This window comes from Novosphingobium sp., from assembly GCF_036803765.1.
Taxonomy (GTDB): Bacteria; Pseudomonadota; Alphaproteobacteria; order Sphingomonadales; family Sphingomonadaceae; genus Novosphingobium.
Genome location: NZ_DAIRTS010000007.1, coordinates 134,735 through 159,531, shown reverse-complemented (window position 1 = coordinate 159,531; position 24,797 = coordinate 134,735). Strand labels below are relative to the sequence as shown.

Sequence of the window (24,797 nt, the reverse complement as noted above, 5' to 3'; positions counted from 1 at the left end):
AAGCTCGATGGCCCATACCCCCTCCCCCACGTCCGAAGGGCACACCGCGCAGACACCGCTGACCGGACGGCGCGTTGCTATCACCGGCGGCTCGACCGGGATCGGCCGCGCCACCGCGCTGCTGCTGGCCGGCGAAGGCGCACAGGTGTTCATCTGCGGGCGCAATCCCGAGCATGTCGCCGATGCGATCAGCGCGGTCCAGACGACCGGCGGGTCGATCGACGGCCTGGCGCTGGACCTGGCGCACGACGGCGCCGTGGACCGGTTCTTCGCCGCCGCCGAACAGGCAATGGACGGCATCGACGTCGTCGTCATCAATGCCGCCATCGGCGCCGAGGGCCTGTCGGAAATGGACGAGGCCAGCGTGCGCGAGGCGATTGCCATCGACTTCACCGCCTACCTTCTCTTGGCGTGGCGTGCGATCGCCAGCTTCGGCGGCCGGGCCGGCGACATCGTCCTCGTCGGCTCGATGTCGGCACATGTGCTGGGCGGCCACTCGACCGTCTATGCGGGCATCAAGGCCGGAATCGCCGGTTTCGCCGAGGCGCTGCGTCGTGAACTCGGCAACAAGAACATCCGCGTCGGCCTGGTCGAACCTGGTCTCACCGGCAGCGACATGCAGTATCCCGACATTCCGGCCGAGAAGCAGCGCGAGATGATCGCCCAGGAAAAGATGCTGCGCGCCGAGGATATTGCCGTGGGCATTCACTACTTCCTGACCCAGCCGTCGCGCACCATCGTCCAGCAACTCACCATCGTGCCGCGGGTGACCGACGAATGAGCTTTCCGATCGACCGCCTCGTCATCACGCCGCATGTGATCGACCTCTCGCGCTCGCCGCTGGCCGGGCAATTTGATGCCGAGACATACGTGCTCGGCGCCTTCAACCCGGGCATGACAGTCCTGCCCAACGGCAACCTGCTGCTGATGGTTCGCATCGCCGAGGCGCTGCGCGAGCCGATCCGCGACGGCCGCGTCCATGCCATCCGCTGGGAAGCCGCCGAGCCGCCTGCCGAGGGTGAAGTCGCGTCCAAGGGGCGCTACGTGCTCGACAGCTGGCCGATGGAACTGGCCGACACGCGCGACCCGCGCAAGTTCACGCTGCCCGGCGGCGGCTGGAAGGTCATGGCACTCACCTCGCTGTCATGGCTGCTGCCGGTCGAGATGACGCCCGATGGGATGGACATCGTCGCGATCCATTACGATCGCGCCGTGGCCCCCGAAGGATCGTGGCAGTGCTATGGCCTCGAGGATGCGCGCATCAGCCGGATCGGCGATGACGAGTACCTCATGACCACCTGCTCGGTCAGCCCCGAACGCCATTCGACCACGCTCTACAGTTCGTACAACGGCCTCGACTGGACATTCGAGGGCATCGTCCTCGATCACCAGAACAAGGACATGCTGATCTTCGAGGGCCTCGTCGGCGGCAAGTACTGGGCGCAGACCCGGCCGCTGGGCGACCTGTGGTTTGCCTATCCGCCGGGCAGCGCCTGGCGCGCCGGCCCCTCGATCAACCTCGCCACTTCGCCCGACGGCCGGCACTGGAAGCCGCACCTGCTGCCGCACATCCGCCCGCGCACCGACCGCCCGGCGACCGCGCGGATGGGCGGCGGCGCCCCGCCGATCCTGACCGAGGTGGCGGGCAAGCGTGGCTGGCTGTGCCTGTGGCACGGTGTCGAGCCCAAGGAGATCGTCGGCATCTACCGCACGTTCTGGACGCTGCTCGACGAGAACGACCCGACGGTGGTTCTGGCCGAAGGCGAGACGCCGCTGCTTGAGCCGGCACCCGAACTGACCCGGCCGCTGGAGGACCTGCTCTACTTGCGCGACGTGGTCTTCACCACCGGGGTGGTGGATCTTGGCGACCGCTTCATCGTCGCCTCGGGCGAGGCGGACCTGGCGTGCCGCGTGACGCACATCCCCAAGGACGCCTTCACACCATAAGGCCTGTGGGGATTTAGGTCAGGGTGCAGCGAGAATGGCTGATTTTCGCGACCCGGAGCGCAGCGTACTTTTGGTACGTGAGCACCGGAAGCGCGAAAAGCGGCCGTTCGCAGCCCGCCATGGGCTAAATCACCGCAGGCCCTAGAAACTGACGGTCGCGCCTGCGGCGATATAGCGCGTATCGTCCGCCCTGCCGTTCGGGGCCGTTTCAAGGAAGCGGCCCCGCGCCAGATAGACGGCGTCGACCTCGGCCCGCAGCTTTTGCGGCACGAGCCATTGGCGCAGGCGCATGTCGATCTGGTGCCCCGCGAAACGCCCCGACCGCCCGGTGGCATCGCGCACCCCGGTCGAGGCGAACGAATCGTGGCGGTCGGCCAGCCAGAACGCACGATAGCCGACGAACGCGTCGAAGCGCTTGCCCGGCGCCACCTCGATGCGGATGCCGGGCGACAGGAAGTTGGAGCGCACGATCGCGGTATAGAGCCCGGCAGGACCCAGATCGGGCCGGCGCAATCCGTAAAGCGTGTCGAACCGTCCATAGCGTCCACCCGGCCCGTCGCCGCTGGCATAGTCGAACTCGGCAAGGACATGCGGATGCCAGGGCGTGGCCCAGGCGTAGCCCAGGCTCGCGCGGCCGAACCATGCGCTGACCGGCAGGCGCGCGGCACCCGGCGTGGCAGCCGTGGCCGCGCGCCCCCACTGGTGCATACCCTCGACGCTCCAGTCGACATGCGCGGGCTGCGTCTCGCGCGCCACGCGCAGGTTGACCGTGTCGAGCGAACGATCGCGCGACGGATGCCCCGGACTGTCACGCTCGCCGAAATGCAGGTACTCCACCTCGGCGAGGAACGGTGAGCCCTTGCGCTGGCGCGTCAGCAGCCCGCCCCACAGCACCGTATCGAAGCTCTCGCGATCAAGCTCCGCGCGCCCGCTGCGCAAGGCCGGCACGTCTTCGGGCAGGCGCTGCAGCGGCAGCAGATAGACACCCGTCGCGTGCCATCCGCCTGCGGTCGCCAGGTCGGCGCGGACGCCGGTGAAGCCATTGGTGGTGTTGCGATAGTCGTCGTTGGCGATGAGGCGGCGCGAGCCCAGCTCCATCGTCATGCGCCCGGCCATCACGGAAAGCGCGGCACCCTGACCCACCGGGCCGCTCCAGCGCACATAGGCCTGCATCGGCTCGAGTGTGTTCACGTCGAATGTCGAGAGCGGCGAGCCCTTGTCGACGCCGGCCACACGGCTGTCGTGGACCTCACCCACCACCTGCCATGGCCCATGCGTCCACGTCAGCCGGGCTTGCAGGCGGCTGACGAGATACTGGTCTTCATCGTTGAAGCCCGCGCGCGGCTGCCCGGCGATCGCCTCGCCGCGCAGACGGAACGTGCCAGACAAGGCCAGCCCGTCCGGCGCTGCGCTCGCGACGGCTGGCGACAGCGCAAGCGACATCGCCGCCCCGAACAGGCTTGCACGCAACACAGACATAAGACCCCCAGGCGACCAGGCAGCGGCGCCCATGCCGCACAGGGGGTCGCCGCCCCGGTCGCTGTCCTTGCCAAAACAGAAACCGGGGCGTCAATCACCGCCGCATCTTGTCTACAGACGCGTAGGCTTGCGCCTCAGCGGCGGCTGTTGCCGGCGATGAACGCCGCGGTCGCGTCGTGGAAGCCCTTGAGCGAGGCTTCGTTGGCATAGACCATGTGGCCGGACGGGTAATAGGCGTAGCTGATGTTGGCCTGGAGCGACTGCGGGATCGGCAGGTGGCGCATCTCGTAGACGCCCTCGAAGTAGGGCGTGGCAAGGTCGTAATAGCCGCCGGCGACCAGCACCTTGAGATTGGGGTTCTGCTTCATCGCGTTGCCGAGGTCGTTCATCACGTTGAGCGGCCCGCTCTCGGACTGGCCACCATCGGGCATGCGGTGTGTCATGTCCCAGTGCTCGATGCCCGCGAACGTGCGATAGGTCTGCGCCGACCGGTAATGCAGGCTGTCGCGTGCATAGGCGTTGAACGCCGAGATATAGGCGGAGCCGATGCCCGAGATCAGCGGATCGTATCCCGCTTCCTTGGCAGTGGGATCGATCGCCGGGCCGCTGAAACGCGTGTCGATGCGGCCGGTCGTCAGCCCCGTGGCGGCCTGCAACTGCTGCATCACCTGGCCGACGTTGAGCCGCAGGTTCGAACGCACCCAATAGTCGGCCGGAATGCCGGTATAGCCCGCCAGCTTCGTCGCGATCTGCTGGCGCTGGGCATCGGGCAGCGTGCTGCCCTGGATCAGCGCGGCGGCATACTCGCCGGTCGCGAACTGTTCGACTTCGCGCAGGAACGGCTCGATCTGCGCAGGGCGCTGGCCGGCCAGGCGATTGTGATACCACGCGGTTGCCGCCACCGTCGGCAGCGAGACGACGTAGGCGGTGTCACTGCCCGGATTGTTCTGCGGCGCATCGGCGCTCAGGTCGAAGTTGAGGATTGCCGAGAGCAGGATCACCCCGTTGAAGTCGAGCGAGTCCGAGCTTTGCAACGCGTTGACCAGCACCGAGGCGCGTGGCGTGCCATAGCTTTCGCCCAGCAGGAACTTGGGGCTGTTCCAGCGGCCGTGCGCGGTGAGGAACTGCTTGATGAATTCGCGGAAGGCGTGGACGTCCTGATCGACGCCCCAAAACGCCTTTTCCTTGTCCTTGCCGGCCATGCGCGACCACCCCGCCCCCGGCGCGTCGATGAACACGAGATCGGATGCGTCGAGCAGGCTGTAGGCATTGTCGACGAGGTTGTAGGGCGCCGCCGGCGTATGGCTGTCGTCCGAGGTCACGACCCGGCGCGGGCCGAAGGCGCCCATGTGCAGCCACACCGTCGCCGAACCTGGCCCGCCGTTAAACACGAAGGTAATCGGTCGGTTGCCGCTAGCGCCTTTGCGGAAATAGGCGGCGTAGAACATGGCGGCCTCGGCCGGCGCATCCTTGGCCTCTTCCTGGCCCTTGCCGGCAGCCGCCTTCTCGCGCCAATCCGAATCGTCCCAGCCCTGCGGATGGACGACGATCGTGCCCGCCTCGGCGGTATAGTCGATGCGCTGGCCGCCCACGGTCACGCTGCCAGCGGACTGCACTTGGCGGGGCTGGAAAAAGCGCGTGGTCGTCGCCTTGTCGGGTGCCGGGATGCCGTCGGGATTGTCCGCGTCCGCCACCGGCGCGGGTGCATCCGCCGCAGGCTTGGCCATGGCCGGTCTGGCCAGGGCAGGCGTGATGGCGAGCAACGAGGCGGCGGCGGCGAACGACAGGGTGCGGCGCAAGGCAGTGTTCCTTTGCAGGTGAAACCGATTGGTCTCACCCATCGAACGCTACGGCGCCGTTAGGGTCAAGGGCGCTGTCCGGCTGCCGTTCGATGAACGACCGACAGGGCCCGACCGGCGACGATCACAAACCGGTCAGCGTCATCTGTGTTCAGGAGCGGCCGATCTGCGCGTCGGTGAGGTTGGCGGCAAAGGCTGGCGAAATGCGGCGCTCCATCGCGCGGCAGGCATCGGCATGGGCGATCAGTGCCTTGCTCGCGCGCTCGAGCACGCGCGGCTGCAAGGGCTCGGCCCCCGAAAGCAGTGCGGCCATGCCCAGTTCGCTCTCGCCGATGGCGGCGCCGGCGGCCTTGATCCCGCCCAGCAGGTCCACGGCGCGGGCAAACAGCGCCCTCTGCGCGAGGGGGTCCATCGGCTTGGTCGGGGCGGGCTGGCTCATGCCGCGCGTTGTGCGCGATCCGCCGATGCCGCGATAGGGGGGACGCGCGGCTGTCCCCCGAAAACTGCAGTCACGCAGCCGTCAGAACGGCGACCACGGCTTGGCGTCGGCCGCATCCTCGACCTCGCCGCTGGGGCGTTCGGTCGAAGTCGCGGCAGGCAGGTAATCGAGCACGGCATCGAGCAGGTCATCCATGCCTCTGCCCGTCGCACCCGAGATCGGGAACACGCGCGTTGCTCCCGCCTCGAGCAATTCCTTGGAAAATGCGCGAACGAGTTCGGCATCAACGAGGTCGATCTTGTTGAGCGCGACCAGACGCGGCTTGTCCTCGAGACCCGCGCCATAGGCTTCGAGTTCCTCTTCGACGATGCGCAGCGCCTCGGCCGGGTCGGTGCCGTGAATGTCGATCAGGTGGATCAGCACGCGGCAACGCTCGATGTGGCCCAGGAAACGGTCGCCGATCCCGGCGCCCTCGGCCGCACCGGCGATCAGGCCGGGAATGTCCGCCAGCACGAATTCGCGCGCCCGGTGACGCACCACGCCCAGTTGCGGGCGCGTGGTGGTGAACGCGTAGTCGCCGACCTTGGCCTTGGTATTGGTGATCTGGTTGATGAAGGTGGACTTGCCGGCATTGGGCAGCCCAACGAGCCCGGCGTCGGCCAGCAGCTTGAGCCGCAGCCAGACGTACATCTCATCACCCGGCCAGCCCGGCCCGCACTGGCGCGGCGCGCGGTTGGTCGACGACTTGAAGCTGAGGTTGCCGCGCCCGCCGTCACCGCCGCGCAGCAGCACGACCTGCTTGCCCGGTTCGGTCAGGTCGGCCAGCACCGTTTCGCGGTCGTCGTCGAGCACCTGCGTGCCGATCGGCACCTTGATGACCAGATCGTTGCCGCCCGCGCCGGTGCGGTTCTTGCCCGCGCCGCCATGGCCGCGCTGCGCCTTGAAGTGCTGGGTATAGCGGAAGTCGATCAGGGTGTTGAGGCCGGTCACCGCCTCGAAGATGATGTCGCCGCCCTTGCCGCCGTCACCGCCGTCGGGACCGCCGTATTCCACATACTTCTCGCGCCGGAAGCTGACCGCACCGGGGCCGCCCTGACCCGAGCGGATGAAGATCTTGGCTTGGTCGAGAAAATGCATGGTTAAAAATCCGGCAGTCCTGTCATGGCGCCGGCACCGCTTCTGCAGCAACACCGAAAGCGCCACAGGCCCGCTTCCCCGCCCGGCCCGTCGGCAACGTGGCGCGTCGGAATGCAGGCTGGTCGCAGGCTGGCGATCATGGGGACCGGAAAATGAAACCGGTCCGTTCAATTCATACTGGTGGAGCCGAGGGGGATCGAACCCCTGACCTCGTCATTGCGAACGACGCGCTCTCCCATCTGAGCTACGGCCCCGTTCCAGTATCGTCCGATCGGGGTTGCCCAGGGCTCCCCCGCGTCGGGAGCGCCGCCATTAGCGCAGAGCCATGGCGGCGCCAAGTGCAAAAATGGAACTTTTTAAGCGCCGGCCGGCAGCACAACGCCGTTGGTTGCCCCCTGGCTGGCGACGCTGGGGACGATGATCTGCGTGCCCGGCTGGGCATCGCCGTACTGCGCGCGCCAGGCCGCAAGGTCGGTGCGATAGGTTTCGTAGCGGCGATAGAAGACGTCAAACACGATCTCGATGTTGGGCAGGCTGCGTTCGGCAAAAGCGCTGAACTCGGCCGGCTTCACCGTGGCAGCGTCGCGCGCAACCGCGAGCGTGGCGTCGCAGAATTCACCCATCGTCGCGGGCAGCGCGAAGTGGTTGTAGACCGCGGTCATGTACTGCTCGCGCGGGGCGACGAAGCGGGGGCCGAACTTGGCCTTGAACTCGCTGTCGACGGTCTTGTTGGCGGTCGTCAGCGCCTTGGCGTGAGTCTTGAGGAAGCCCTTGTACAGCGGCAGGATCTCGGTGTGGCGCGGGCCGGTGCAATTGAGCGCGGCGACGTTGTAGGCCGAACGCAGGTTCCACATCATCTGCGCCGAGCTGATGTTGCGGTTCACCGACTCGCGCAGGCCCGAGGCCATCAGCGGCGGGATCTGGAGATTGTCGCTTGCCCCGTTGGGCGGCGTCGGCTTGGGCGGCACGATCACCACCTTGGGCGGCGGCGGAGGCGGAGGCGGCGGTGGCGGCGGCGCGGGCGTCGAGCACCCGGCAAGCGCGGCGGCGAGCGCAGAGGCCAGCACCGCGGCGCTGCGCACCGAGACACGGCGGCCCTGGTTCAAACCGGTCACGCCTGTGGCGGCACCCTCGTTCCCCATATGCGCATTCCCCGACTTATTGGCGCGATTGCGCAGCATTCCCGTCATTGCAGACCCCGGATTGTTCTGGACCGCGCCGTCCGGCGCACCCCGCATTATGGACAAGGCTATCGTAACCGGCTTTGCCGAAAAGAAAATGCCCGGCGCGATAAACTGCGCCAGGCACGTATTGTTCCGTAAAAATACGGGGTTGCCATGATCGACCTGGCGATCAGCGGCGGTCGCCCATGATCTGCAGCAGCGACGTGAACATGTTGATGAAGTCGAGGTAGAGGCTGAGTGCCCCCATCACGACGACCTTGTCCGCGTAGGGCGTGCCGGCGACGTAGGCGTACTGCTCCTTGAGGCGCTGGGTATCGTAGGCGGTCAGGCCCGCGAAGATCAGCACGCCGAGGAAGCTGATGCCCCAGGCGAGGGCCGGCGAGGCCAGGAAGATATTGATCACCGAGGCGATGATGATGCCGAACAGCCCCATGATGAGGAAGCTGCCCATGCCAGACAGGTTCTTGCCGGTGGTGTAGCCGAACAGGCTGAGGCCGGCGAAGGCACCCGCGGTGGCAAAGAACGTCGCCGCGATCGAGGGGCCGGTGTAGACGAAGAAGATCGACGACAGCGACATGCCCATCACCGCGCTGAACGCCCAGAAAAGCGCCTTGAGCGTGGTCGACGACAGGCGGTTCATCCCGAAGCTCATCACCATGACGAACGCGAGCGGCGCCAGTGCCACGAGCCAGCGCAGCGGCGTGCCGAATACGACGGCCGCCATGCCGCTGGTGGCGAAGACGAGCGCCACGACGCCCGACAACAGCACGCCCGAGGCCATGTAGTTGTAGATGGACAGCATGTAGCGGCGCAGGCCGGCGTCGAACACTTCGCCGCGGCCCTGTGCGCCCGACAGGCTCGGAGACGCGCCGAAGCCCGTCTGCGAGGGCCGAGGATCGTTCCAGTTTGCCATGTGCTTGCACTTTCTCCGATGCGGGCCGAAATGGCCCATGCACGCAATATCGTCCTTCCCGAAACGCCTTTCAAGCGAAACCGGAACCGCGATTGTGTGACAAAATGTATTCGAAGCGGGTCAATTTGTCGGCGGCGATCCGGCTGGCTCGGGTCACGTTGACGTCGTTGGCAGAACCAAACAGCTGGACCCCGGATCAAGTCCGGGGTGACGATGAAAATGAGAATTCTTCAGTCCGTCACCCCGGACTTGATCCGGGGTCCAGCTTGTTTGCGCACGCGCAACCGAGGCGATCACCTACCCCGCGCGGCGGGCTTCCTCGGTCATTTCGGCGCTGCGATCGCGCGCACCCCGCAACGTGTCTTGCATAAGGGTTTCCAGACGCGCATCGGCGTCGAGCACGTCGAGGCCGACCTGGGTCACGCCCTTGGGGCTCGCCACGCGCCGCGCAAGTTCGCCGGGCGCATGGGGCGATGCCGCTGCCAGCGCCGCGGCGCCGTCGACCATGGCAAGCGCCAGCCGGTCGGCCTGGTCGCGCGGCAGGCCGAGCGCGGCAGCCCCCGCAGCCAGCGCGTCGATAACGCGGTAGATGAAGGCGGGCCCGGATCCGGCCAACGCGGTCACGAGGTCCATCTGGTCCTCGCCCGACAGCCATTCGGCCGTGCCGAGCGGTGCCATCAACTGCTCGACCTCGGCGCGGACCTCGCCATCGGCGCCGGCATCACCGACGAGCGCGACGGGCGACTTGCCCAGCGCTGCGGCAAGATTGGGCATGACGCGCACGATGGCCGCCGCATCGGGGAAGCGGGCGCGCAGCGTGGCCAGATCGACCCCGGCGAGGATCGACAGCACGACCGTCCCTGCCCCGACGAACGGCGCGATGGTCTGCGCGGCGTCGGCCAGGCCCTGGGGCTTGAAGCCCAACAACACGAAGCGCACCGGCGCCTCGCCCACCGGGGCGCTGCGCAGCAGGCGCACGCCCGCGGGCGCTTCGGACAAGTGGGGATCGACGACGGTGAAGGCCGCAGGCGCAATGCCGCTGGCGAGCCAACCGGTCAGCATCGCGCCGCCCATGTTGCCGCAACCGAACTGGAGCAGGGAATAGGTCATCGCGTGACGGGTCCGATCAGGCTTCGCCGGCCGCATCGACCAGCGCACTGGCGAGGGCTTCGGCCGGGGACTTGTCGCCCCAGAGGATGAACTGGAAGGCGGGATAGAACCGGTCGCATTCGTCGACCGCCGCCTCTATCGCGGCCTGGGCCTGGTGCAGGCTGAGCAGGCCGTCGTCACCCAGCATCAGGCCGTGACGATAGAGCAGCACCGAGCCGTTGGACCAGATGTCGAAGTGCCCCAGCCAGACCTGCTCGTTAATGAGCGCCATGACCTCGACCATCGCGCCCTTCTTGTCGTCGGGCACGCGGATGTCGGGCAGGCAAAGGATCTGGAGGACATGGTCCTCCTCGCGCCAGATGCAGCGGAGCTGGTAGGTCGCCCAGGAGCCCTGCACCTCGCCATGGATCTCGTCGTCCGAGACAAACTCGCAGGGCCACCCGCGCGCCTCGAACAGCGATGCCAGCATGTCCACCGGCGCGGCGTCGTCCCGATCGCTGTCTTCGTGGCCGGCTCGCATCGTCACGCCCCCTGACACGGCAGCCGCATCGGGTGCCGCGTGTTCCAACGATCCATCGCGGACAGGCCTGCCGCCGACAATCTACGGGCCGTCAAGCCTTGGGCAAAACTCGACAACGCTGTGCAAAAGCTGTGGACAAGCCGGCGAAGCGTCATCTGCCGGCCCCGCTTACTTCGCCGCGACCCCGTCCATCGCCTGGCCGGCGGGACTGTCGAACTGGAACGCGCTCACACCGCTGCCCTTCAGCTTGGCCACGAAGGCCTGCGCGGCGGCGTCGCTCGGGAAGGGCCCCGTCACGAGACGATAGACCCGGTTCCACGGCGTGACATAGGCTCGGCGCCCGCGCAAGTCTGCCGACGACGCCTGAAGCTTGGCCCACTCCTTGCCCATCTTGGCGCGATCGCCTCCGGTCAGAACCTGAACCCAGGTGCGCGAGGGATTGGCCGCGAGGCGCTTGGCCTCTTCCTTGGCCTTGCGCGCGTCTTCGGCCTTCTTGGCGTCGGCGAGCTTCTTTTCGGCGGCCGCCTTGCGATCGGCGATAGCCTTCTTGGCGTCGGCCAGCTTCTTCGCTTCGGCCGCCTTCTTCGCCTCGAGTGCGGCGCGTTCGGCGGCGGCACGCTGGTTGGCTGCGGCAACCGCGGCCAGATCGACGGCGACGACCGGGCGCTGCTGCTCCTCGGCAGGAGCGGAGAAACCGGCGAACAGCGCAGCGAAGGCATCGGGCGTCGGCGCCGCGGCGTTCGAGGCCATGGCAGTCGGCGGAGCCGGCTGCGTCGCGGCCTGCGTCGGCACCGGGGCCTGGGTGGGCACGGAGGCCTGGGCCGGCACCGGGACCGACTGCATCGGCTGGCTCGCCCCCTGGCCGACCGGCGGCAGGACCACCGTTGCGGTGCCGGACGACGCGGTGGTGACAGCCGGCGTGGCCATGGGCTGCGGTGCCGGCTGGGGAACAGCCTGGACGACCGGGTTCGAGGTGAACGAAGGCCCGGGCGCCGGCTGCGGCGTGCGCGCGGCCAGGATGGTCGGGGCCTGGCTTGCCGGCGGCGGCGGGGCGACCAGCACGGGCGGTGCCGCAGCCGGGGCGATCGGCGTTGTGGCGCGCGCCGCGCGTCCGCCGCGTCCCCGCCGGGCATTGGCCACGGGGGTCGCCACCGGCGCGGCCTGCGCCACCTGAACCCGCGTCGGCCGCGGATGCGCCGCTGCATATTGGGCGATCTGCGGTTCGTCGCGGCCGATATCTGCCGCACGCGGGAAGCGGCCGAAGTTGGCGGCGGCGGCCTGCTGCGCCGGCGTCAGACGGGTCATGTAGCGCAAATAGGGCGCAATGCCTGCGGCGAGCTGCGGCGGCATCGAGGAATTGGCGACGCTGATCGCCTCCTCGTTGTTGCCGGCGATCGCGAGAATGAAAGTCTTGACCCGCCAGGCCGCCCGATCCGAGGTCGACAATTGCGGCTGCAGCACCTGCTCGGCGGCCGCGCGATCGCCGCCGATGGCAAGGCTGAGCGCCAGCTTGCGCGTCACTTCGGCGTCATAGCCGCGCGCCAGCGCCTGCCGGTAGTACCCCTGTGCGCCGGTAAAATCGCCGGCAAGATCGTGCGCCAGCCCGCGATCGGCGGCCACGGCGGACATGTCCGCGCCGGCCCGCTCGGCCAGGTCGAAGGCACGGATCGCCGCCAGTGGATCGTTGGCGCGCACCATGGCGCGGCCGATCTGGGCCTGCACCTTGCCATTGGTGGGCGCGATGTCGGCGGCGCGGCGGAAGAAGCCCATCGCCGCATCCATGTCGCCCAGCGCCATTGCCGCATCGCCCGCATCGACCAGCGCATCGACGCTACCGGGCTCGCGCGCCAGCCGCCCCAGCGCGGCGTTGAGCGCCTGGCTGGCATTGGCAGTCCCGGCCGACGGCAGCGGCTGGACCACGGGGCGCGACACCGTCGGCACGGCCTGCGCCGGATAAGTCGGGTTGGCGGGATAGACCGGTACGCTACGCGCCGGGTTCTGCGCGGGATACGGCGTCGCGCGCGGCGTGCCGGGCGCATCCATGACCGATTGGGACGGCAGGCCGGACAGGCCCTGCGCATGCGCTTGCGGGAGAAGCGCCGGCGACAGCGCGCCCACACCGATGGCCAGAACCAGCGACGAGGCGGACGACAGGATGAATCGCGAAGTCATTGTGGATCCGGCCATAGCGCATCGCGCCTGAAGCCTGAACAACGGGCCGCCAAATCCCCGGGGGATAGCGGCGGCCCGTCGCATTTATTGGTTGTTCTGGCGACCGAGGAAGCGCGGGATGCTCAGCGAGGCGCTGTCGTCGGCTTCATCGGCGTCATCGCTGCGCGCGGCGCCGCGCGACAGGTTGGCCATGCGCTCGAACAGCGTGCTGCCGCCACCGGTCGATACACGCGGCGCCGGACGCTCGGGCTCGCCACCGATGCCGAGGCGCGGGGTGGCCGGAGCCGCGGCGGGTGCCACCGGGGCCGGAGCCGCCGGCTCGGGCGGAAGCTGCTCGGCCGACTCGCTGCCCAGTTCGAGCGTCAGGTCATAGGGATCCTGCGGCGCGGGAGCCGGCGCTTCGTCCCAGCTGGCGGGCTGGACCGGCGGCGGGGCCATAGGTGCCGCGACGGGCGCCGGAGCCGGGGCCGGGGCGGTCGGCATGGCGATCGCCGGGCGCGCGGGCGCGGCCGGGGTGAACGCCGGCCCACGGCTGTTGCCGGGCAGGTTCACCGGGCGCGCGGCCTGCTCGGCCTGTTCGCTGCTCTGCTCTATGCCGGTGGCGACCACCGAGACGCGGATCTTGCCGTTGAGGTCGGGATTGAACGCCGAACCCCAGATGATGTTGGCGTTGGGATCGACCAGTTCGCGGATGTGGTTCGCGGCCTCGTCGACCTCGAGCAGCTTCATGTCGTCGCCGCCGATGATCGAGATGATGACGCCCTTGGCGCCCTGCATCGACACGCCGTCGAGCAGCGGGTTGGCGATCGCGCGTTCCGCCGCCTCGAGCGCACGGTTGGGGCCATCGCCCTCGCCGGTGCCCATCATCGCCTTGCCCATCTCGCCCATGACCGAGCGCACGTCGGCGAAGTCGAGGTTGATGAGGCCGGGCATGACCATGAGGTCGGTGATCGAGCGCACACCCTGCTGCAGCACTTCGTCGGCGAGCTGGAACGCTTCCTTGAAGGTCGTCTCGGCCTTGGCCACCAGGAACAGGTTCTGGTTGGGAATGACGATCAGGGTGTCGACGTGCTTTTGCAGCTCCTCGATCCCGGTCTCGGCCGAGCGCATGCGGCGCGTGCCCTCGAACAGGAACGGCTTGGTCACCACGCCCACGGTCAGCACGCCCTTGCGACGCGCGGCCTCGGCGATGACGGGGGCCGCACCGGTGCCCGTGCCGCCGCCCATGCCGGCTGCGATGAAGACCATGTGCACGCCATCAAGGATGCGCTCGAGATCGGGGAGCGTTTCCTCTGCGGCGGCGCGACCCACTTCGGGGCGGGCACCGGCGCCAAGGCCCTGCGTGATCGCCGGCCCGAGCTGGATGCGGTTTTCCGCGATCGAGTTGTTGAGCGCCTGCGCGTCGGTATTGACGACGACGAACTCGACGCCCTCGATCCGGGCGTTGATCATGTTGGCGATGGCGTTGCCGCCGGCGCCGCCCACCCCGATCACCGTGATACGGGGCCGAAGCTCGTCAATGGCCGGCGGTCCGATGTTGATGCTCATGTCGGTCTCCCTTTCGGGTTGGATGGGGCTTGGGATTGGTTCGGGCAGTGAGTAATGGCACGTCAGACGGTCGATTATGACCGGAATATGGTTGTTTCAGCTTTGGCACGGATCGTTTCGCCGAATCAAAGCCGATCGGCGTTTTTCCACAGGATCGAACACCTGTTTGGCGCCAATCCTCGCCGATCCGGTTCTGCCGTGCGACGAAGCACCGCAGCGCCCCATCAGAAATAGTCCTTCAGCGCGCGCAGCACCCGCCGCGCGAGGCCCATCATGCTGGTGGCCCCTTGCGCCTGCGCAGCGGCGGACATCTTGCGGATGTCGACCGGGTCGGATGCGGCGTGAAGGATCAGGCCGACCAGCGTTGCCGAACTGGGGGTGGCATGGCCCTGCGGCAGGCCCAGCATCGCGGGCGGCGCACCGATGCGCACCGGCCGCCCCAGCGCAGACTGGGCATAGTCCGCCAGCCCTGGCAGCTGCGCCCCGCCGCCGGTCAGCACGACCTGCTGGCCGCGCGTGCCGGTAAAGCCCATCGCCTTGAGCGAGCGGCCGACCTCGTCGGTGAACTGGTTGAGCTGCTGCGTGATCACCGAGATCAGTTCCGCGCGCGGGATGCGATTCTTGTCGTCGGCATGGCGCGCCAGCGGGCCCGCCCCCTCGGGATCGCCGGGCGCATTCACCGGGATCATCTCGCGGTGGTCCGCCGGGCTGGCGATGGCCGAGCCGGACATGCACTTGAGCCGCTCGGCCTGGTAGCGACGGATGCCGAACGAGGACGCGACCGCGTCGGTGATGTCGCCCGAGCCGAACGGCAGGACCTGCATGCCCAGCAGCATCCCGCCGGCGTGGACCGAGATCGTCGTCACTTCCGCGCCGAAGTCGACGAGGGCGACGCCCAGATCGCGCTCTTCGGGGGCAAGGCACGCCAGGCCCGAGGCGACCGGTGCCGCGACCACGGCATCGACCTTGAGGTGCGCGTTCTCGACCGTCTCGCGAATGTTGCGGATCGGCGCGCCGTCGGCGAGCATGACGTGGATGTCGACCGCCAGCCGGTCGGCGTGCAGGCCCTTGGGATCGGGCACGCCATGCGCGCCGTCGAGCGTGTAGTGCGCGGGTTGGGCATGCAGCACACTGCGGCCGTCAGGCTCGATCGCCTCGCGCGCCGCGACCAGCAGGTGCGCGATGTCGTCGTCCTCGATGCGCCGGCCGCCGATGTCGACCTCGACTTGCGCGGTCGTGCTGCGCAGCCCGGCGCCGACGCAGCCGACGAGTACCTTGCTGACCGAGGTATTGGCCATCTTCTCGGCACGCTCGATCGCGTCACGTACCGAGTGCGTGGCCGCCAGCATGTCCACCACATAGCCGCGGCGGATGCCTTGCGAGGCACGATGCCCCGAGCCGAGCACGACGAGTTCGCCCGCCTCGGACAGGCCGGCGATCATCGCCGACGTGCGGAACGAGCCGAGATTGACGGCGGCGAAGACCTTGGTGATGCGCGGTGCAGCCATGCCCTGCCCTATTCCTTGGCGGCGGCGCGGGCCGCCTTGGCTGCGGCCTTGGCCTTGACCTTGTCGGCGGCATCCTTGGCCATTTCCTCGGCATGGCCGGGCACCAGCATGTAGGTACGATCCTTGGCGCGCATGTCGAAGCTGGCAATCTTGCCGCCGAGCAGGCGATTGACCCCGTCGAGCCGTGCGAATTCGAGCAGCGCGGCGGCGGCTTCGTCCTCGCCTTCGGGCAGCGCCAGGACCTGCCCCGTCTTGAATGTCAGGTTCCAGCGGCGATTGCCGATCCATTCGGCCTCGGACACCTGCGGCTTGAGCGCAGGCGCTGCATCGAGCAGGCGATTGAGATCGGGAACGCGCGCGGCCGCCCCCTCGCCCGTCAGGACGAAAAGCCCGCGGGCCTTGGCGGCGCTCACCGGCTCGAGTTCGTGGCCGGTCTCGTCGATCAGCATCAGCTGGTCACCCTTGCGCAGCACGCCGTGCGGGGTGCGCTCGACCACGTCGACCACCAGCGTATCGGGCAACTGGCGCGAGACGCGCGCATCCTTGATCCACGGCAGGCCGAGCAGCCCGTCACGCAAGCCCGCCACGTCGAGCCGCGACATCGCCTGGTCGCGCTGGCCCAGCACGCGCTCGTAGATCGTCTGCTGGTTCATGCGCTTCACGCCGCGCACCTCGACATGCTTCACGTCGAAACCGGCCTGGTGCGACAGGCGCGCTACTTGCGCCTCGGCCAGCGCGGGCACGCCGGCGATGTTGGCCACCGTCCAGGTGACGACCGCCGCCGTGCCGAGGATGGCGGTCAGCATGATCCGGTGCAGCGTTTCTTCGCTGAACGGCTGGACGCGCAGCGCATGGCCGATCGCGGTGCCGGTCTGCTTGCGCGCCGTCTGCACCTTGGCCTTGGCGCCGCGCGTCGCGGCAACCCGCCGCACGCCCTTGCCACCACGCCGGATCGTCTGCGCCATGGTCAGTCGGCCCCGTGCTTGCGCGCCGCCGCTGCGGCCGCATCCTTGAGTGCCTCGGCGACGATCGCCTCGACGAGGTCGGGATAATCGATGCCGAGGTGCCGCGCCTGCTCTGGCACCAGGCTGAGCGGCGTCATGCCGGGCTGGGTGTTGACCTCGAGCAGGAACAGGCCCTCGACGCCGCGCTCGTCGTCCCAGCGGAAGTCGGACCGGCTCGTGCCCTTGCAGCCGAGCAGGCGATGCGCGCGCAATGCAATGTCCTTGCACGCCTCGGCCACGTCGTCGGGGATTTCGGCGGGGCAGACGTGCTCGGTCATGCCGTCGGTGTACTTGGCGTCGAAATCGTAGAAGCCGGTCTTGGGCTTGAGCTCGGTGACCATCAGCGCGCGGTCGCCCAGCACGGCAGTGGTCAGCTCCTTGCCGCGGATGAACGGTTCGGCGAGCAGCGAATCGAAGGTCTGCCATGGGCCGGCCGCATCGCGGCTGATCGGATCGCCGTAATTGCCCTCGGCCGTCACGATCGCCACGCCGACCGAAGACCCTTCGTTGACGGGCTTGAGCACATAGGGGCGCGGCAGCGGATCACGCACGTAGAGGTCTTCGGTATCGACCACGCGCCCGCCGGGCATGGGGATGCCGTGCGGCACCAGCGCCTGCTTGGTCAGTTCCTTGTCGATCGCGATGACCGAGGTGGCGAGGCCCGAATGGGTGTAGGTCAGGCCCATCAGGTCCATCATGCCCTGCACCGTGCCGTCCTCGCCGGGCGTGCCGTGCAGCGCGTTGAACACGACATCGGGCTCCGCCTCGGCCAGGCGCAGCGCGACGTCGCGCCCCATGTCGATGCGCGTCACCCGGTGGCCGCGTTCCTCGAGCGCGCGGGCCACGCCCTCGCCGCTGGTCAGCGATACCGGTCGCTCGCTCGACCAGCCGCCCATCAGCACCGCCACATGCAGCCGGGGCAGATCCGTCATGGCATATCCGCCTGCTTCGTTCGGCCCACTCGCTTGATTTCCCACTGCAACTCCACGCCTTGTGTCTCTTTCACGCGGGCGCGTACGTCCTCGCCCAGCGCCTCGATGTCGGTGCTGGTGGCCTCGCCCGTATTGATCAGGAAATTGGTGTGCTTCTCGCTCACTTGCGCCCCGCCGCGCGTCAGCCCGCGGCAACCCGCGGCATCGACCAGCGCCCAGGCCTTGTGGCCTTCCGGATTCTTGAAGGTCGATCCGCCGGTCTTGCTGCGCAGCGGCTGCGATGCCTCGCGTGCGGCGGAGATGCGGTCCATCTCGGCCTGGATCGCCGCCGGCTCGCCTGGCTCCCCGCGAAACCGTGCCGAGACGACGACGCTGCCATCGGTGAGGTCGGAATGGCGATAGGCATAGCCCAGATCAGCCAGGTCAAGCCGCACGAGGCCGCCGGTGCGCTCGATCACGTCGCAATCGACCAGCACGTCCTTGACCTCGCGCCCATAGGCGCCGCCGTTCATGCGCACGAAGCCGCCGACCGTGCCGGGGATCGAGCGCAGGAATTCCAGACCGGCTATCCCGGCATCGCGGGCAGTCGAGGACACCAGGATGCCCGAGGCGCCGCCGCCGCAATCCAGCGTCACCGCATCGCGAGCGGTCACCTTGGCAAAGGGCTTGCCCAGCCGGATCACCACGCCCGGCACGCCGCCATCGCGCACGATCAGGTTCGAGCCGAGGCCCAGCGCCATGACCGGCACCTCGGGCGCCAGCGCGGCGAGGAAGGCTTGCAGGTCGGCGACGTCCTTGGGCTCGAAGAGCCAGTCGGCGGCGCCGCCGGCCTTGAACCACACCAGCGGGGCGAGCGGGGCATTCGGGGTGAGCTTGCCCTTGTGGTCGGGCATCGGGTCCATCACGCAGGCTCCCTCAGCGACGACACAGCATCCGCCAGCCCGGCCGCCCACTTGGTGATGTCTCCGGCGCCCAGGCAGACGACCATGTCGCCGGCCTGCAATTGCGGCGCCAGCTCCGCCGCCAGTGCGGCCGGGCCATCGATCAGGTGCGCCGACCGGTGCCCGCGCGCCTTGATGCCCTCGACCATCGCGGCGCTGTCGACGCCCTCGATCGCCGCCTCGCCCGCTGGATAGACGGGCGCTGCATAAACGACGTCGGCATCGTTGAACGCGGCCTGGAATTCTTCCATGTGATCGCGCAGGCGGCTGAAGCGGTGCGGCTGGACCACCGCGATCACGCGGCCACGCACGCCCTCGCGCGCGGCGGCCAGCACGGCGCGGATCTCGACCGGGTGATGCCCGTAATCGTCGATCACGCTGACCGCGCCCTCGGGCACGGCGATCTCGCCCACCTTGGTAAAGCGGCGCTTGACCCCGCCGAACTTGGCGAAACCGGTGCGGACCGTATCATGCGGCACGCCCATCTCGACCGCCACGGCGATGGCGGCGAGCGCGTTCTGCACGTTGTGCCGGCCCGGCATCGGCAAGTGGATGTCCTCGATCCGCTGGAACGAGCCGTCGCGCTGGCGCAGCACAGCGGTAAAGCGATTGCCGCCGGGTTCGGGCGTCACGCCCTCGCCGCGCACGTCGGCTTGCGCCGAAAAGCCGTAAGTCACGACGCGGCGGTCGCGCACCTGGGGGATGATCGCCTGCACCTCGGGATGGTCGATGCACAGCATCGCCGCACCATAGAACGGCACGTTCTCGATGAACTCGACGAAGGCGCGCTTGACCTTCTCGAACGAACCGTAGTGATCGAGATGCTCGGGATCGATATTGGTGACGACCGCGATCGTGCCGTCGAGCCGCAAGAACGAGCCATCGCTTTCGTCGGCCTCGACGACCATCCAGTCGCTGTCGCCCAGTCGCGCGTTCGAGCCGTAGGAGTTGATGATCCCGCCGTTGATCACGGTCGGATCGACCCCGCCGGCATCGAGCAGGCAGGCCACCATCGAGGTCGTTGTCGTCTTGCCATGCGTGCCGGCCACGGCGACGGTGTTCTTGAGCCGCATCAGCTCGGCCAGCATTTCCGCACGGCGCACCACCGGGATGCGCGCCTCGAGCGCGGCGACCACTTCGGGATTGTCGCGCTTCACTGCGGTCGAGGTGACCACGACCTGCGCATTGGCGACGTTCTCGGCACGCTGGCCGATCATCACCGCGATGCCGCGTGCGCGCAGGCCCTCGACGACATAGCTTTCCGCCATGTCCGAGCCCTGCACCGCGTAGCCCATGTTGTGCATCACCTCGGCAATGCCCGACATGCCGATGCCGCCGATCCCGACGAAATGGATGGTGCCGATCTCGACGCCGACGCCCTTCATGCTTCTGTCTCCACACCGCGCGTATCGCGCGCCAGCGCCTCGGCGCCCTTGGTTGCCGCAGCCGCCGCCGGCTCCACGCGGATCACGTCCATCAGCGGTGCCCCGCCGAACCCTTCGACGAGGTCGGCCAGGTCTTCCACCGCATTGGGCAAACCGCAGTTCCACGCAGCATGGGCGGCATTGCCCAGCGCACCAGGGTTCATCGCCAGTGCCTGGATCTGTTTGGCCAGTTCCTTGGGGGTGAAGCCCGGCTGGCGGATCGCCCGCGCACCGCCGGCCTTGACCATCTCGCGCGTGTTTGCCGCCTGGTGATCGTCGGTCGCGATCGGCAGCGGCACGAGGATGGCAGGGCGCCCGACCGCCGTCAGTTCGGCGATCGTCGAAGCGCCCGAACGGCCGACGAAAAGATGCGCGTCGGCCAGCCGGCTCGCCATATCTTCGAAATAAGTGCCCAGCTCCGCCGGAATCTCGTGCGCGGCATAGCGCGCGCGCACTGCCTCGAGGTCCTCGGGGCGGCATTGCTGCGTCACCTGCAACCGGTGGCGCAGCGCCGGCGGCAGCATGGCAAGGCCATCGGGCACGACCTGCGCCAAGACGCTCGCGCCCTGGCTGCCACCGGTAACCAGTACGCGCAGCGGGCTGTCCTCCTCGAAAGCCGGGAACGGCGCGCCGCGCAGCTCGAGCAGTTCCGCGCGCACGGGGTTGCCGACGAGGTGCGTCTTGCCCCACCAGCGCGGCTCGAGCCGGTCGACCTCGTGATAGGCGGTGGCGATAGCGTCGACCCGCTTGGCGAGGAAGCGATTGACCCGCCCCAGGACCGCGTTCTGTTCGTGAATGACGGTCGGGATGCGCGCAGCGCGCGCTGCGAGCAGCGCGGGCAGCGCAGGGTATCCGCCGAAGCCGATCACGCCGGCCGGCTGGAAACTTTCGAACAGGCGCAGCGCCATGCGCCGTCCCTGCCAGATCGCGCGCAGGCCCTTGAGCATCTGCACCGGGTTCTTGCCCAGGCGGCCGGCAGGAAGCACATGCGCGGTGAGGAAATCGGGCTTGCCCGGAATCTTGGCGCCGCGGGCATCGGTGATGAGCGCGACGTGGTGCCCGCGCGCGTGCAGTTCGACCGCGAGCGCAAAGGCGGGGATCAAGTGCCCGCCAGTGCCGCCCGCCGCGAGGACGAAGTGGCGCGAGACGCCGGGGTGGGGTTGTGCAGTCATTTGCGCGTCAGCTCGCCCAGATGGAAGGTTTCGCGGGTCAGATACGGGTTGCGCCGCGTGATGGCGAGCAGGAAACCGACCCCCAGCAACAGCGCGATCGTCGACGAGCCGCCATAGCTGATGAGCGGCAGCGTCATGCCCTTGGACGGGAACAGCTGGAGGTTCACCATGATGTTGATGAAGGCCTGCCCCGCCAGCTGCGCGGTCAAGCCGGTTGCGGCAAGAACGGTGAACAGGTCTTCCTCGTCCACGAGGCGCAGCAGCACGCGCAGCACGATCGCGCAGTAGAGGATGACGATCGCCGCGCAGGCGATCAGTCCGAACTCCTCGCCGATGACCGAGAAGATGTAGTCGGTATGCGCCTCGGGCAAAGCATTCTTGCGCGCGCCGAGCCAGAGCCCGGTCCCGGTCCAGCCGCCCGCCACCAGCGTACGCATGGCGAGGTCGACCTGGTCGAACTGCGCGCCGCCGGTCAGGAAGGCGTCGATGCGATGCGTCGCGTTGGGATAGAACAGATAGGCCGCGATGACGATGGCGATGCCGCCCGCCAGCGCCCAGCCCACGCGCACCAGTGGCAGGCCGGAAAGCAGCACGAGCACGAACCACACGCCGCAGAACAGCACGGTCGAGCCGAAATCGGGCTGCGCCATCAGCAGCGCGCCGACCACCGCGATCAGCGCCATCGACAGGCGGATCACCGGCATCTGCGTATCGCGCGCCTTCCAGCTGAGGATCCACGCGACGGCGATGGCAAAGCCGGGTTTCAGGAATTCGGAGGGCTGGATGCCGAGGATCCAGCGCTTGGCGCCCTTCACCTCGGTACCGATCAGCGGCACCAGCATCAGCGCGACGATCATCACGCCGGCCAGCAGGATCGCGCTGCGCCGCGCGGTTTCCTTCGGCAGCATCGACACGCCGATCATGAACACCAGCCCGACCGCCTGCCAGCGCAATTGCGCCCAGAAGAACGTCAGGTCGCTCAAAGTCTTCTGATGCGTGGACAGGCGATGCGCGCTGGCAGGCGAGGCCGCCGCCACCGCCACGGCGCCGACCACCATGAGCACGAGCACGAGCGAAAGCAGCACGCGGTCGATCTCGCGCCACCAGATCAGCACCGCCCCGCGGCGCGGCCGGCGCAGCGACGGTGCCGCCGCCCCCACGGTGGCGCTGGCCGCCACCGATGTCACGACAGGTCCATGCGTTGCCATCGCCTAACTCCCTGCGGTCAAGGCCGCCACGATCTGCCGGAAGCAATCGCCGCGCGCCTCGAAGTCGCGGAACTGGTCGAAGCTGGCGCAGGCCGGCGACAGCATCACCACGTCGCCGGGCTGGGCCTCGGCCATGGCGGCGCGTACGGCGTTGCCGAGCATCTCCGCGCGCGTCACCGGCATGACCGGCTCGAGCAGGCTGGCAAAGCGCGGGCCGGCCTCGCCGATGGTATAGGCCCGCACGACATGGTCGAAATGCGGGGCGCAGTCGTCGAGATCGTCGCCCTTGGGCAGGCCGCCGACGATCCAGTGGATGCGCGGGAACGCCGCCAGAGCGGGCGCGGTCGAGGCGGGATTGGTCGCCTTGCTGTCGTTGACGAACAGCACGCCGTTGCTCTGCGCCACGCGTTCCATGCGGTGCGGCAGGCCGACAAAGCTTTCGAGGCCCGCCGCGATCATTGCATCGTCGAGCCCGAGGAACCGTGCCGCGCCGACGGCGGCCGCGGCGTTGGTGCGGTTGTGCGGCCCCTGCAGCGAGGGCCACTGCGCCGGATCGCCGGGTAGATCGATACTGTCGATGAAGGCGAAGTTCGCGCCTTCGGGCGCGAAGCGCAGGACATCGTCGTCCATCTCGGCCTTCATGTCGACGAGCGCGAGATGGCCCAGCGCCTGCATCGCGAACAGCCGTGCCTTTGACGCGACATAGGCGTCGTAGCCGTCGTAGCGGTCGAGGTGATCGGGCGAGACGTTGAGCAGGATCGCGACGTCGGCATCAAGACGCTGCGTCAGGTCGATCTGGTAGCTCGACAGTTCGAGCACATAGACACCACCGGCCGGCAGCGGCTCCTGCTCGAGGATCGGCTTGCCGATATTGCCACCCATCAGGCTGGGTACGCCCGCCGCCTGCATCAGGTGATGCGTCAGTGCGGTGGTGGTGGACTTGCCGTTGGTGCCGGTGATCGCGACGACACGGTGCGGCGGAAGATCGCCGCGCGCTTGTGCGAACAATTCGATGTCCCCGATCACGGGCACGCCGGCGGCGTGGGCCTGCGCGGCGATCGGATGGGTGTTGAGCGGCACGCCGGGCGAGACGACCACGCCGGCATAGCCCGCCAGATCGATCGCCAGCGGATCGGCGATCATCGCGCGCCCTTCGAGCGCGGCGCGCGGTTCCTCGCGGGCATCCCAGGCGGTGACGTCGGCCCCGCTCGCCAGCAGGCATTCCACCGTCGCCATGCCCGAGCGGGCGAGGCCGAGAACGGCGTACTTCTTGCCGGCAAAGGCGGGGCTGACGATCATCGGACCTTGAGCGTCGCCAGGCCGACCAGCGCGAGGATGATCGAGACGATCCAGAAGCGGATCACGACGGTCGATTCCTTCCAGCCAAGCTGTTCGAAGTGGTGGTGGATCGGGGCCATGCGAAACACGCGGCGACCAGTGCGCTTATAGACGAAGACCTGCACGATCACCGAGACCGCCTCCATCACGAACAGCCCGCCCACGATCGCCAGCACGATCTCGTGGTGCGCGGCAACCGCGATCACGCCGAGCGTCCCACCCAGCGCAAGACTGCCGGTGTCGCCCATGAATACGGCCGCAGGCGGCGCATTGAACCACAGGAACGCTAAGCCTGCGCCCATCACCGCAGCGCAATAGATCGCCAGTTCACCAGCGCCCGGGACGTGCGGAATGCCCAGGTAATGGGCATAGTCGGCGCGGCCGGCGAGATAGGCGATGATCGCGAACGTGCCGCAGGCGATGATGACCGGCATGATCGCGAGGCCGTCGAGCCCGTCGGTCAGGTTCACCGCATTGCCGGCGCCGACGATGACGAAGGCGGCAAACACGAAATAGAACGGCCCCAGCGGGATATAGAGGTTGCTGAAGACCGGCACGTAGAGGTTGGTCTCGGTCACCACCAGCCACGCCGCCAGCCCGGCGACGACGAATTCCAGCGCGAGGCGGACCTTGGCCGGTACGCCCTTGTGCGCGTACTTCGTGACCTTGTCGTAGTCGTCGAGGAAGCCGATCAGGCCAAAGCCCAGCGTGACGATCAGGCAGGCCCAGACGTAGCGGCTGGATACGTCCATCCACATTAGCAGGCCGAGCACGAGCGAGGTCACGATCATCAGCCCGCCCATCGTCGGCGTGCCGCGCTTGGCGAGGTGCGTCTGCGGGCCATCCTCGCGGATCGGTTGCCCCTTACCCTGGCGCAGGCGCAGCATGTCGATGAAACGCGGGCCGATCAGCAGGCCGATGACCAGCGCCGTCAGCAGCGCGGCGCCGGCACGGAAAGACTGGTAGCGGAAAAGATTGCTCAGGCCCTCATAATGCAGCCATTGCGCCAGAAGATAGAGCAT

At 68.3% G+C, this 24,797-nt stretch carries 21 protein-coding genes and 1 tRNA gene; 2 read left to right on the top strand and 20 right to left on the bottom strand.

Annotated features, from left to right (window positions below):
* Positions 1-7: 7 nt before the first annotated feature.
* Positions 8-781, top strand: a complete 774-nt coding sequence (locus V7Q48_RS06890) for an SDR family oxidoreductase (RefSeq protein ID WP_333837082.1) — start codon at positions 8-10, stop codon at positions 779-781.
* Positions 778-1,947, top strand: coding sequence for a glycosidase (locus V7Q48_RS06885; RefSeq protein WP_333837081.1), 1,170 nt, complete (start codon positions 778-780; stop codon positions 1,945-1,947). Before V7Q48_RS06890 ends, V7Q48_RS06885 begins: the two co-directional genes overlap by 4 nt.
* 141 nt (positions 1,948-2,088) lie before the next feature.
* On the opposite strand, the gene V7Q48_RS06880 is transcribed toward V7Q48_RS06885, so the two are convergent.
* From V7Q48_RS06880 to mraY, 20 genes are all read right to left on the bottom strand, one after another.
* Complete coding sequence (locus V7Q48_RS06880) at positions 2,089-3,426, bottom strand: alginate export family protein (protein WP_333837080.1); 1,338 nt, start codon at positions 3,424-3,426, stop codon at positions 2,089-2,091.
* Between the two features lie 134 nt (positions 3,427-3,560).
* On the bottom strand, positions 3,561-5,225 hold the full coding sequence (locus tag V7Q48_RS06875) for a S10 family peptidase (protein WP_333837079.1): 1,665 nt from the start codon (positions 5,223-5,225) through the stop codon (positions 3,561-3,563).
* A gap of 151 nt (positions 5,226-5,376) precedes the next feature.
* Positions 5,377-5,664, bottom strand: coding sequence for a hypothetical protein (locus V7Q48_RS06870; RefSeq protein WP_333837078.1), 288 nt, complete (start codon positions 5,662-5,664; stop codon positions 5,377-5,379).
* A gap of 81 nt (positions 5,665-5,745) precedes the next feature.
* The gene (gene obgE / locus V7Q48_RS06865; RefSeq protein ID WP_333837077.1) at positions 5,746-6,801 is read right to left on the bottom strand and encodes a GTPase ObgE; all 1,056 of its coding nucleotides are present in this window, start codon (positions 6,799-6,801) and stop codon (positions 5,746-5,748) included.
* A 178-nt stretch (positions 6,802-6,979) separates the two neighbouring features.
* Positions 6,980-7,055: transfer RNA gene (locus V7Q48_RS06860), tRNA-Ala, on the bottom strand.
* A 102-nt stretch (positions 7,056-7,157) separates the two neighbouring features.
* Entirely contained in the window at positions 7,158-7,916 is a 759-nt protein-coding gene (locus tag V7Q48_RS06855; RefSeq protein ID WP_333837076.1) for a hypothetical protein, read from the bottom strand.
* 238 nt (positions 7,917-8,154) lie between these two features.
* Positions 8,155-8,898, bottom strand: a complete 744-nt coding sequence (locus tag V7Q48_RS06850) for a Bax inhibitor-1/YccA family protein (RefSeq protein WP_333837075.1) — start codon at positions 8,896-8,898, stop codon at positions 8,155-8,157.
* Between the two features lie 297 nt (positions 8,899-9,195).
* Positions 9,196-10,008 (bottom strand): pyrroline-5-carboxylate reductase family protein, encoded by an 813-nt coding sequence (locus V7Q48_RS06845; protein ID WP_333837074.1) that lies wholly within the window; start codon positions 10,006-10,008, stop codon positions 9,196-9,198.
* A 16-nt stretch (positions 10,009-10,024) separates the two neighbouring features.
* On the bottom strand, positions 10,025-10,528 hold the full coding sequence (locus tag V7Q48_RS06840) for a YbjN domain-containing protein (protein ID WP_333837073.1): 504 nt from the start codon (positions 10,526-10,528) through the stop codon (positions 10,025-10,027).
* A 168-nt stretch (positions 10,529-10,696) separates the two neighbouring features.
* Positions 10,697-12,700: an SPOR domain-containing protein gene (locus V7Q48_RS06835; RefSeq protein ID WP_333837071.1), complete on the bottom strand. Its 2,004-nt coding sequence runs from the start codon at positions 12,698-12,700 to the stop codon at positions 10,697-10,699.
* Between the two features lie 84 nt (positions 12,701-12,784).
* A complete protein-coding gene (gene ftsZ, locus V7Q48_RS06830) occupies positions 12,785-14,248 on the bottom strand; it encodes a cell division protein FtsZ (RefSeq protein WP_333837070.1) in 1,464 nt (487 codons plus the stop codon).
* A gap of 224 nt (positions 14,249-14,472) precedes the next feature.
* Positions 14,473-15,756: a cell division protein FtsA gene (ftsA, locus tag V7Q48_RS06825; RefSeq protein WP_333837069.1), complete on the bottom strand. Its 1,284-nt coding sequence runs from the start codon at positions 15,754-15,756 to the stop codon at positions 14,473-14,475.
* An 8-nt stretch (positions 15,757-15,764) separates the two neighbouring features.
* Entirely contained in the window at positions 15,765-16,721 is a 957-nt protein-coding gene (locus V7Q48_RS06820) for a cell division protein FtsQ/DivIB (RefSeq protein ID WP_333837067.1), read from the bottom strand.
* 2 nt (positions 16,722-16,723) lie between these two features.
* Positions 16,724-17,692, bottom strand: coding sequence for a D-alanine--D-alanine ligase (locus V7Q48_RS06815; RefSeq protein ID WP_333837066.1), 969 nt, complete (start codon positions 17,690-17,692; stop codon positions 16,724-16,726).
* The gene (gene murB / locus V7Q48_RS06810) at positions 17,689-18,594 is read right to left on the bottom strand and encodes a UDP-N-acetylmuramate dehydrogenase (protein ID WP_442947104.1); all 906 of its coding nucleotides are present in this window, start codon (positions 18,592-18,594) and stop codon (positions 17,689-17,691) included. Before murB ends, V7Q48_RS06815 begins: the two co-directional genes overlap by 4 nt.
* Positions 18,594-20,018, bottom strand: a complete 1,425-nt coding sequence (gene murC, locus V7Q48_RS06805) for a UDP-N-acetylmuramate--L-alanine ligase (protein ID WP_333837065.1) — start codon at positions 20,016-20,018, stop codon at positions 18,594-18,596. The genes murB and murC overlap by 1 nt, the downstream gene beginning before the upstream one ends.
* Positions 20,015-21,229: an undecaprenyldiphospho-muramoylpentapeptide beta-N-acetylglucosaminyltransferase gene (murG, locus tag V7Q48_RS06800; RefSeq protein ID WP_333837063.1), complete on the bottom strand. Its 1,215-nt coding sequence runs from the start codon at positions 21,227-21,229 to the stop codon at positions 20,015-20,017. Before murG ends, murC begins: the two co-directional genes overlap by 4 nt.
* Complete coding sequence (locus tag V7Q48_RS06795) at positions 21,226-22,437, bottom strand: FtsW/RodA/SpoVE family cell cycle protein (RefSeq protein WP_333837061.1); 1,212 nt, start codon at positions 22,435-22,437, stop codon at positions 21,226-21,228. Before V7Q48_RS06795 ends, murG begins: the two co-directional genes overlap by 4 nt.
* A 3-nt stretch (positions 22,438-22,440) precedes the next feature.
* Positions 22,441-23,736, bottom strand: a complete 1,296-nt coding sequence (gene murD, locus V7Q48_RS06790) for a UDP-N-acetylmuramoyl-L-alanine--D-glutamate ligase (protein ID WP_333837060.1) — start codon at positions 23,734-23,736, stop codon at positions 22,441-22,443.
* Complete coding sequence (mraY, locus tag V7Q48_RS06785; RefSeq protein WP_333837059.1) at positions 23,733-24,797, bottom strand: phospho-N-acetylmuramoyl-pentapeptide-transferase; 1,065 nt, start codon at positions 24,795-24,797, stop codon at positions 23,733-23,735. The genes murD and mraY overlap by 4 nt, the downstream gene beginning before the upstream one ends.

Excerpts from the sequence above, each read along its gene's own strand:
- V7Q48_RS06890 (WP_333837082.1), top strand. The coding sequence starts at position 8 with ATGGCCCATACCCCCTCCCCCACGTCCGAAGGGCACACCGCGCAGACA.
- V7Q48_RS06885 (WP_333837081.1), top strand. The coding sequence starts at position 778 with ATGAGCTTTCCGATCGACCGCCTCGTCATCACGCCGCATGTGATCGAC.
- V7Q48_RS06880 (WP_333837080.1), bottom strand. The coding sequence starts at position 3,426 with ATGTCTGTGTTGCGTGCAAGCCTGTTCGGGGCGGCGATGTCGCTTGCG.
- V7Q48_RS06870 (WP_333837078.1), bottom strand. The coding sequence starts at position 5,664 with ATGAGCCAGCCCGCCCCGACCAAGCCGATGGACCCCCTCGCGCAGAGG.
- obgE (WP_333837077.1), bottom strand. The coding sequence starts at position 6,801 with ATGCATTTTCTCGACCAAGCCAAGATCTTCATCCGCTCGGGTCAGGGC.
- V7Q48_RS06850 (WP_333837075.1), bottom strand. The coding sequence starts at position 8,898 with ATGGCAAACTGGAACGATCCTCGGCCCTCGCAGACGGGCTTCGGCGCG.
- V7Q48_RS06845 (WP_333837074.1), bottom strand. The coding sequence starts at position 10,008 with ATGACCTATTCCCTGCTCCAGTTCGGTTGCGGCAACATGGGCGGCGCG.
- V7Q48_RS06840 (WP_333837073.1), bottom strand. The coding sequence starts at position 10,528 with ATGCGAGCCGGCCACGAAGACAGCGATCGGGACGACGCCGCGCCGGTG.
- V7Q48_RS06835 (WP_333837071.1), bottom strand. The coding sequence starts at position 12,700 with ATGACTTCGCGATTCATCCTGTCGTCCGCCTCGTCGCTGGTTCTGGCC.
- ftsZ (WP_333837070.1), bottom strand. The coding sequence starts at position 14,248 with ATGAGCATCAACATCGGACCGCCGGCCATTGACGAGCTTCGGCCCCGT.
- ftsA (WP_333837069.1), bottom strand. The coding sequence starts at position 15,756 with ATGGCTGCACCGCGCATCACCAAGGTCTTCGCCGCCGTCAATCTCGGC.
- V7Q48_RS06820 (WP_333837067.1), bottom strand. The coding sequence starts at position 16,721 with ATGGCGCAGACGATCCGGCGTGGTGGCAAGGGCGTGCGGCGGGTTGCC.
- V7Q48_RS06815 (WP_333837066.1), bottom strand. The coding sequence starts at position 17,692 with ATGACGGATCTGCCCCGGCTGCATGTGGCGGTGCTGATGGGCGGCTGG.
- murB (WP_442947104.1), bottom strand. The coding sequence starts at position 18,594 with ATGGACCCGATGCCCGACCACAAGGGCAAGCTCACCCCGAATGCCCCG.
- murC (WP_333837065.1), bottom strand. The coding sequence starts at position 20,018 with ATGAAGGGCGTCGGCGTCGAGATCGGCACCATCCATTTCGTCGGGATC.
- murG (WP_333837063.1), bottom strand. The coding sequence starts at position 21,229 with ATGACTGCACAACCCCACCCCGGCGTCTCGCGCCACTTCGTCCTCGCG.
- V7Q48_RS06795 (WP_333837061.1), bottom strand. The coding sequence starts at position 22,437 with ATGGCAACGCATGGACCTGTCGTGACATCGGTGGCGGCCAGCGCCACC.
- murD (WP_333837060.1), bottom strand. The coding sequence starts at position 23,736 with ATGATCGTCAGCCCCGCCTTTGCCGGCAAGAAGTACGCCGTTCTCGGC.
- mraY (WP_333837059.1), bottom strand. The coding sequence starts at position 24,797 with ATGCTCTATCTTCTGGCGCAATGGCTGCATTATGAGGGCCTGAGCAAT.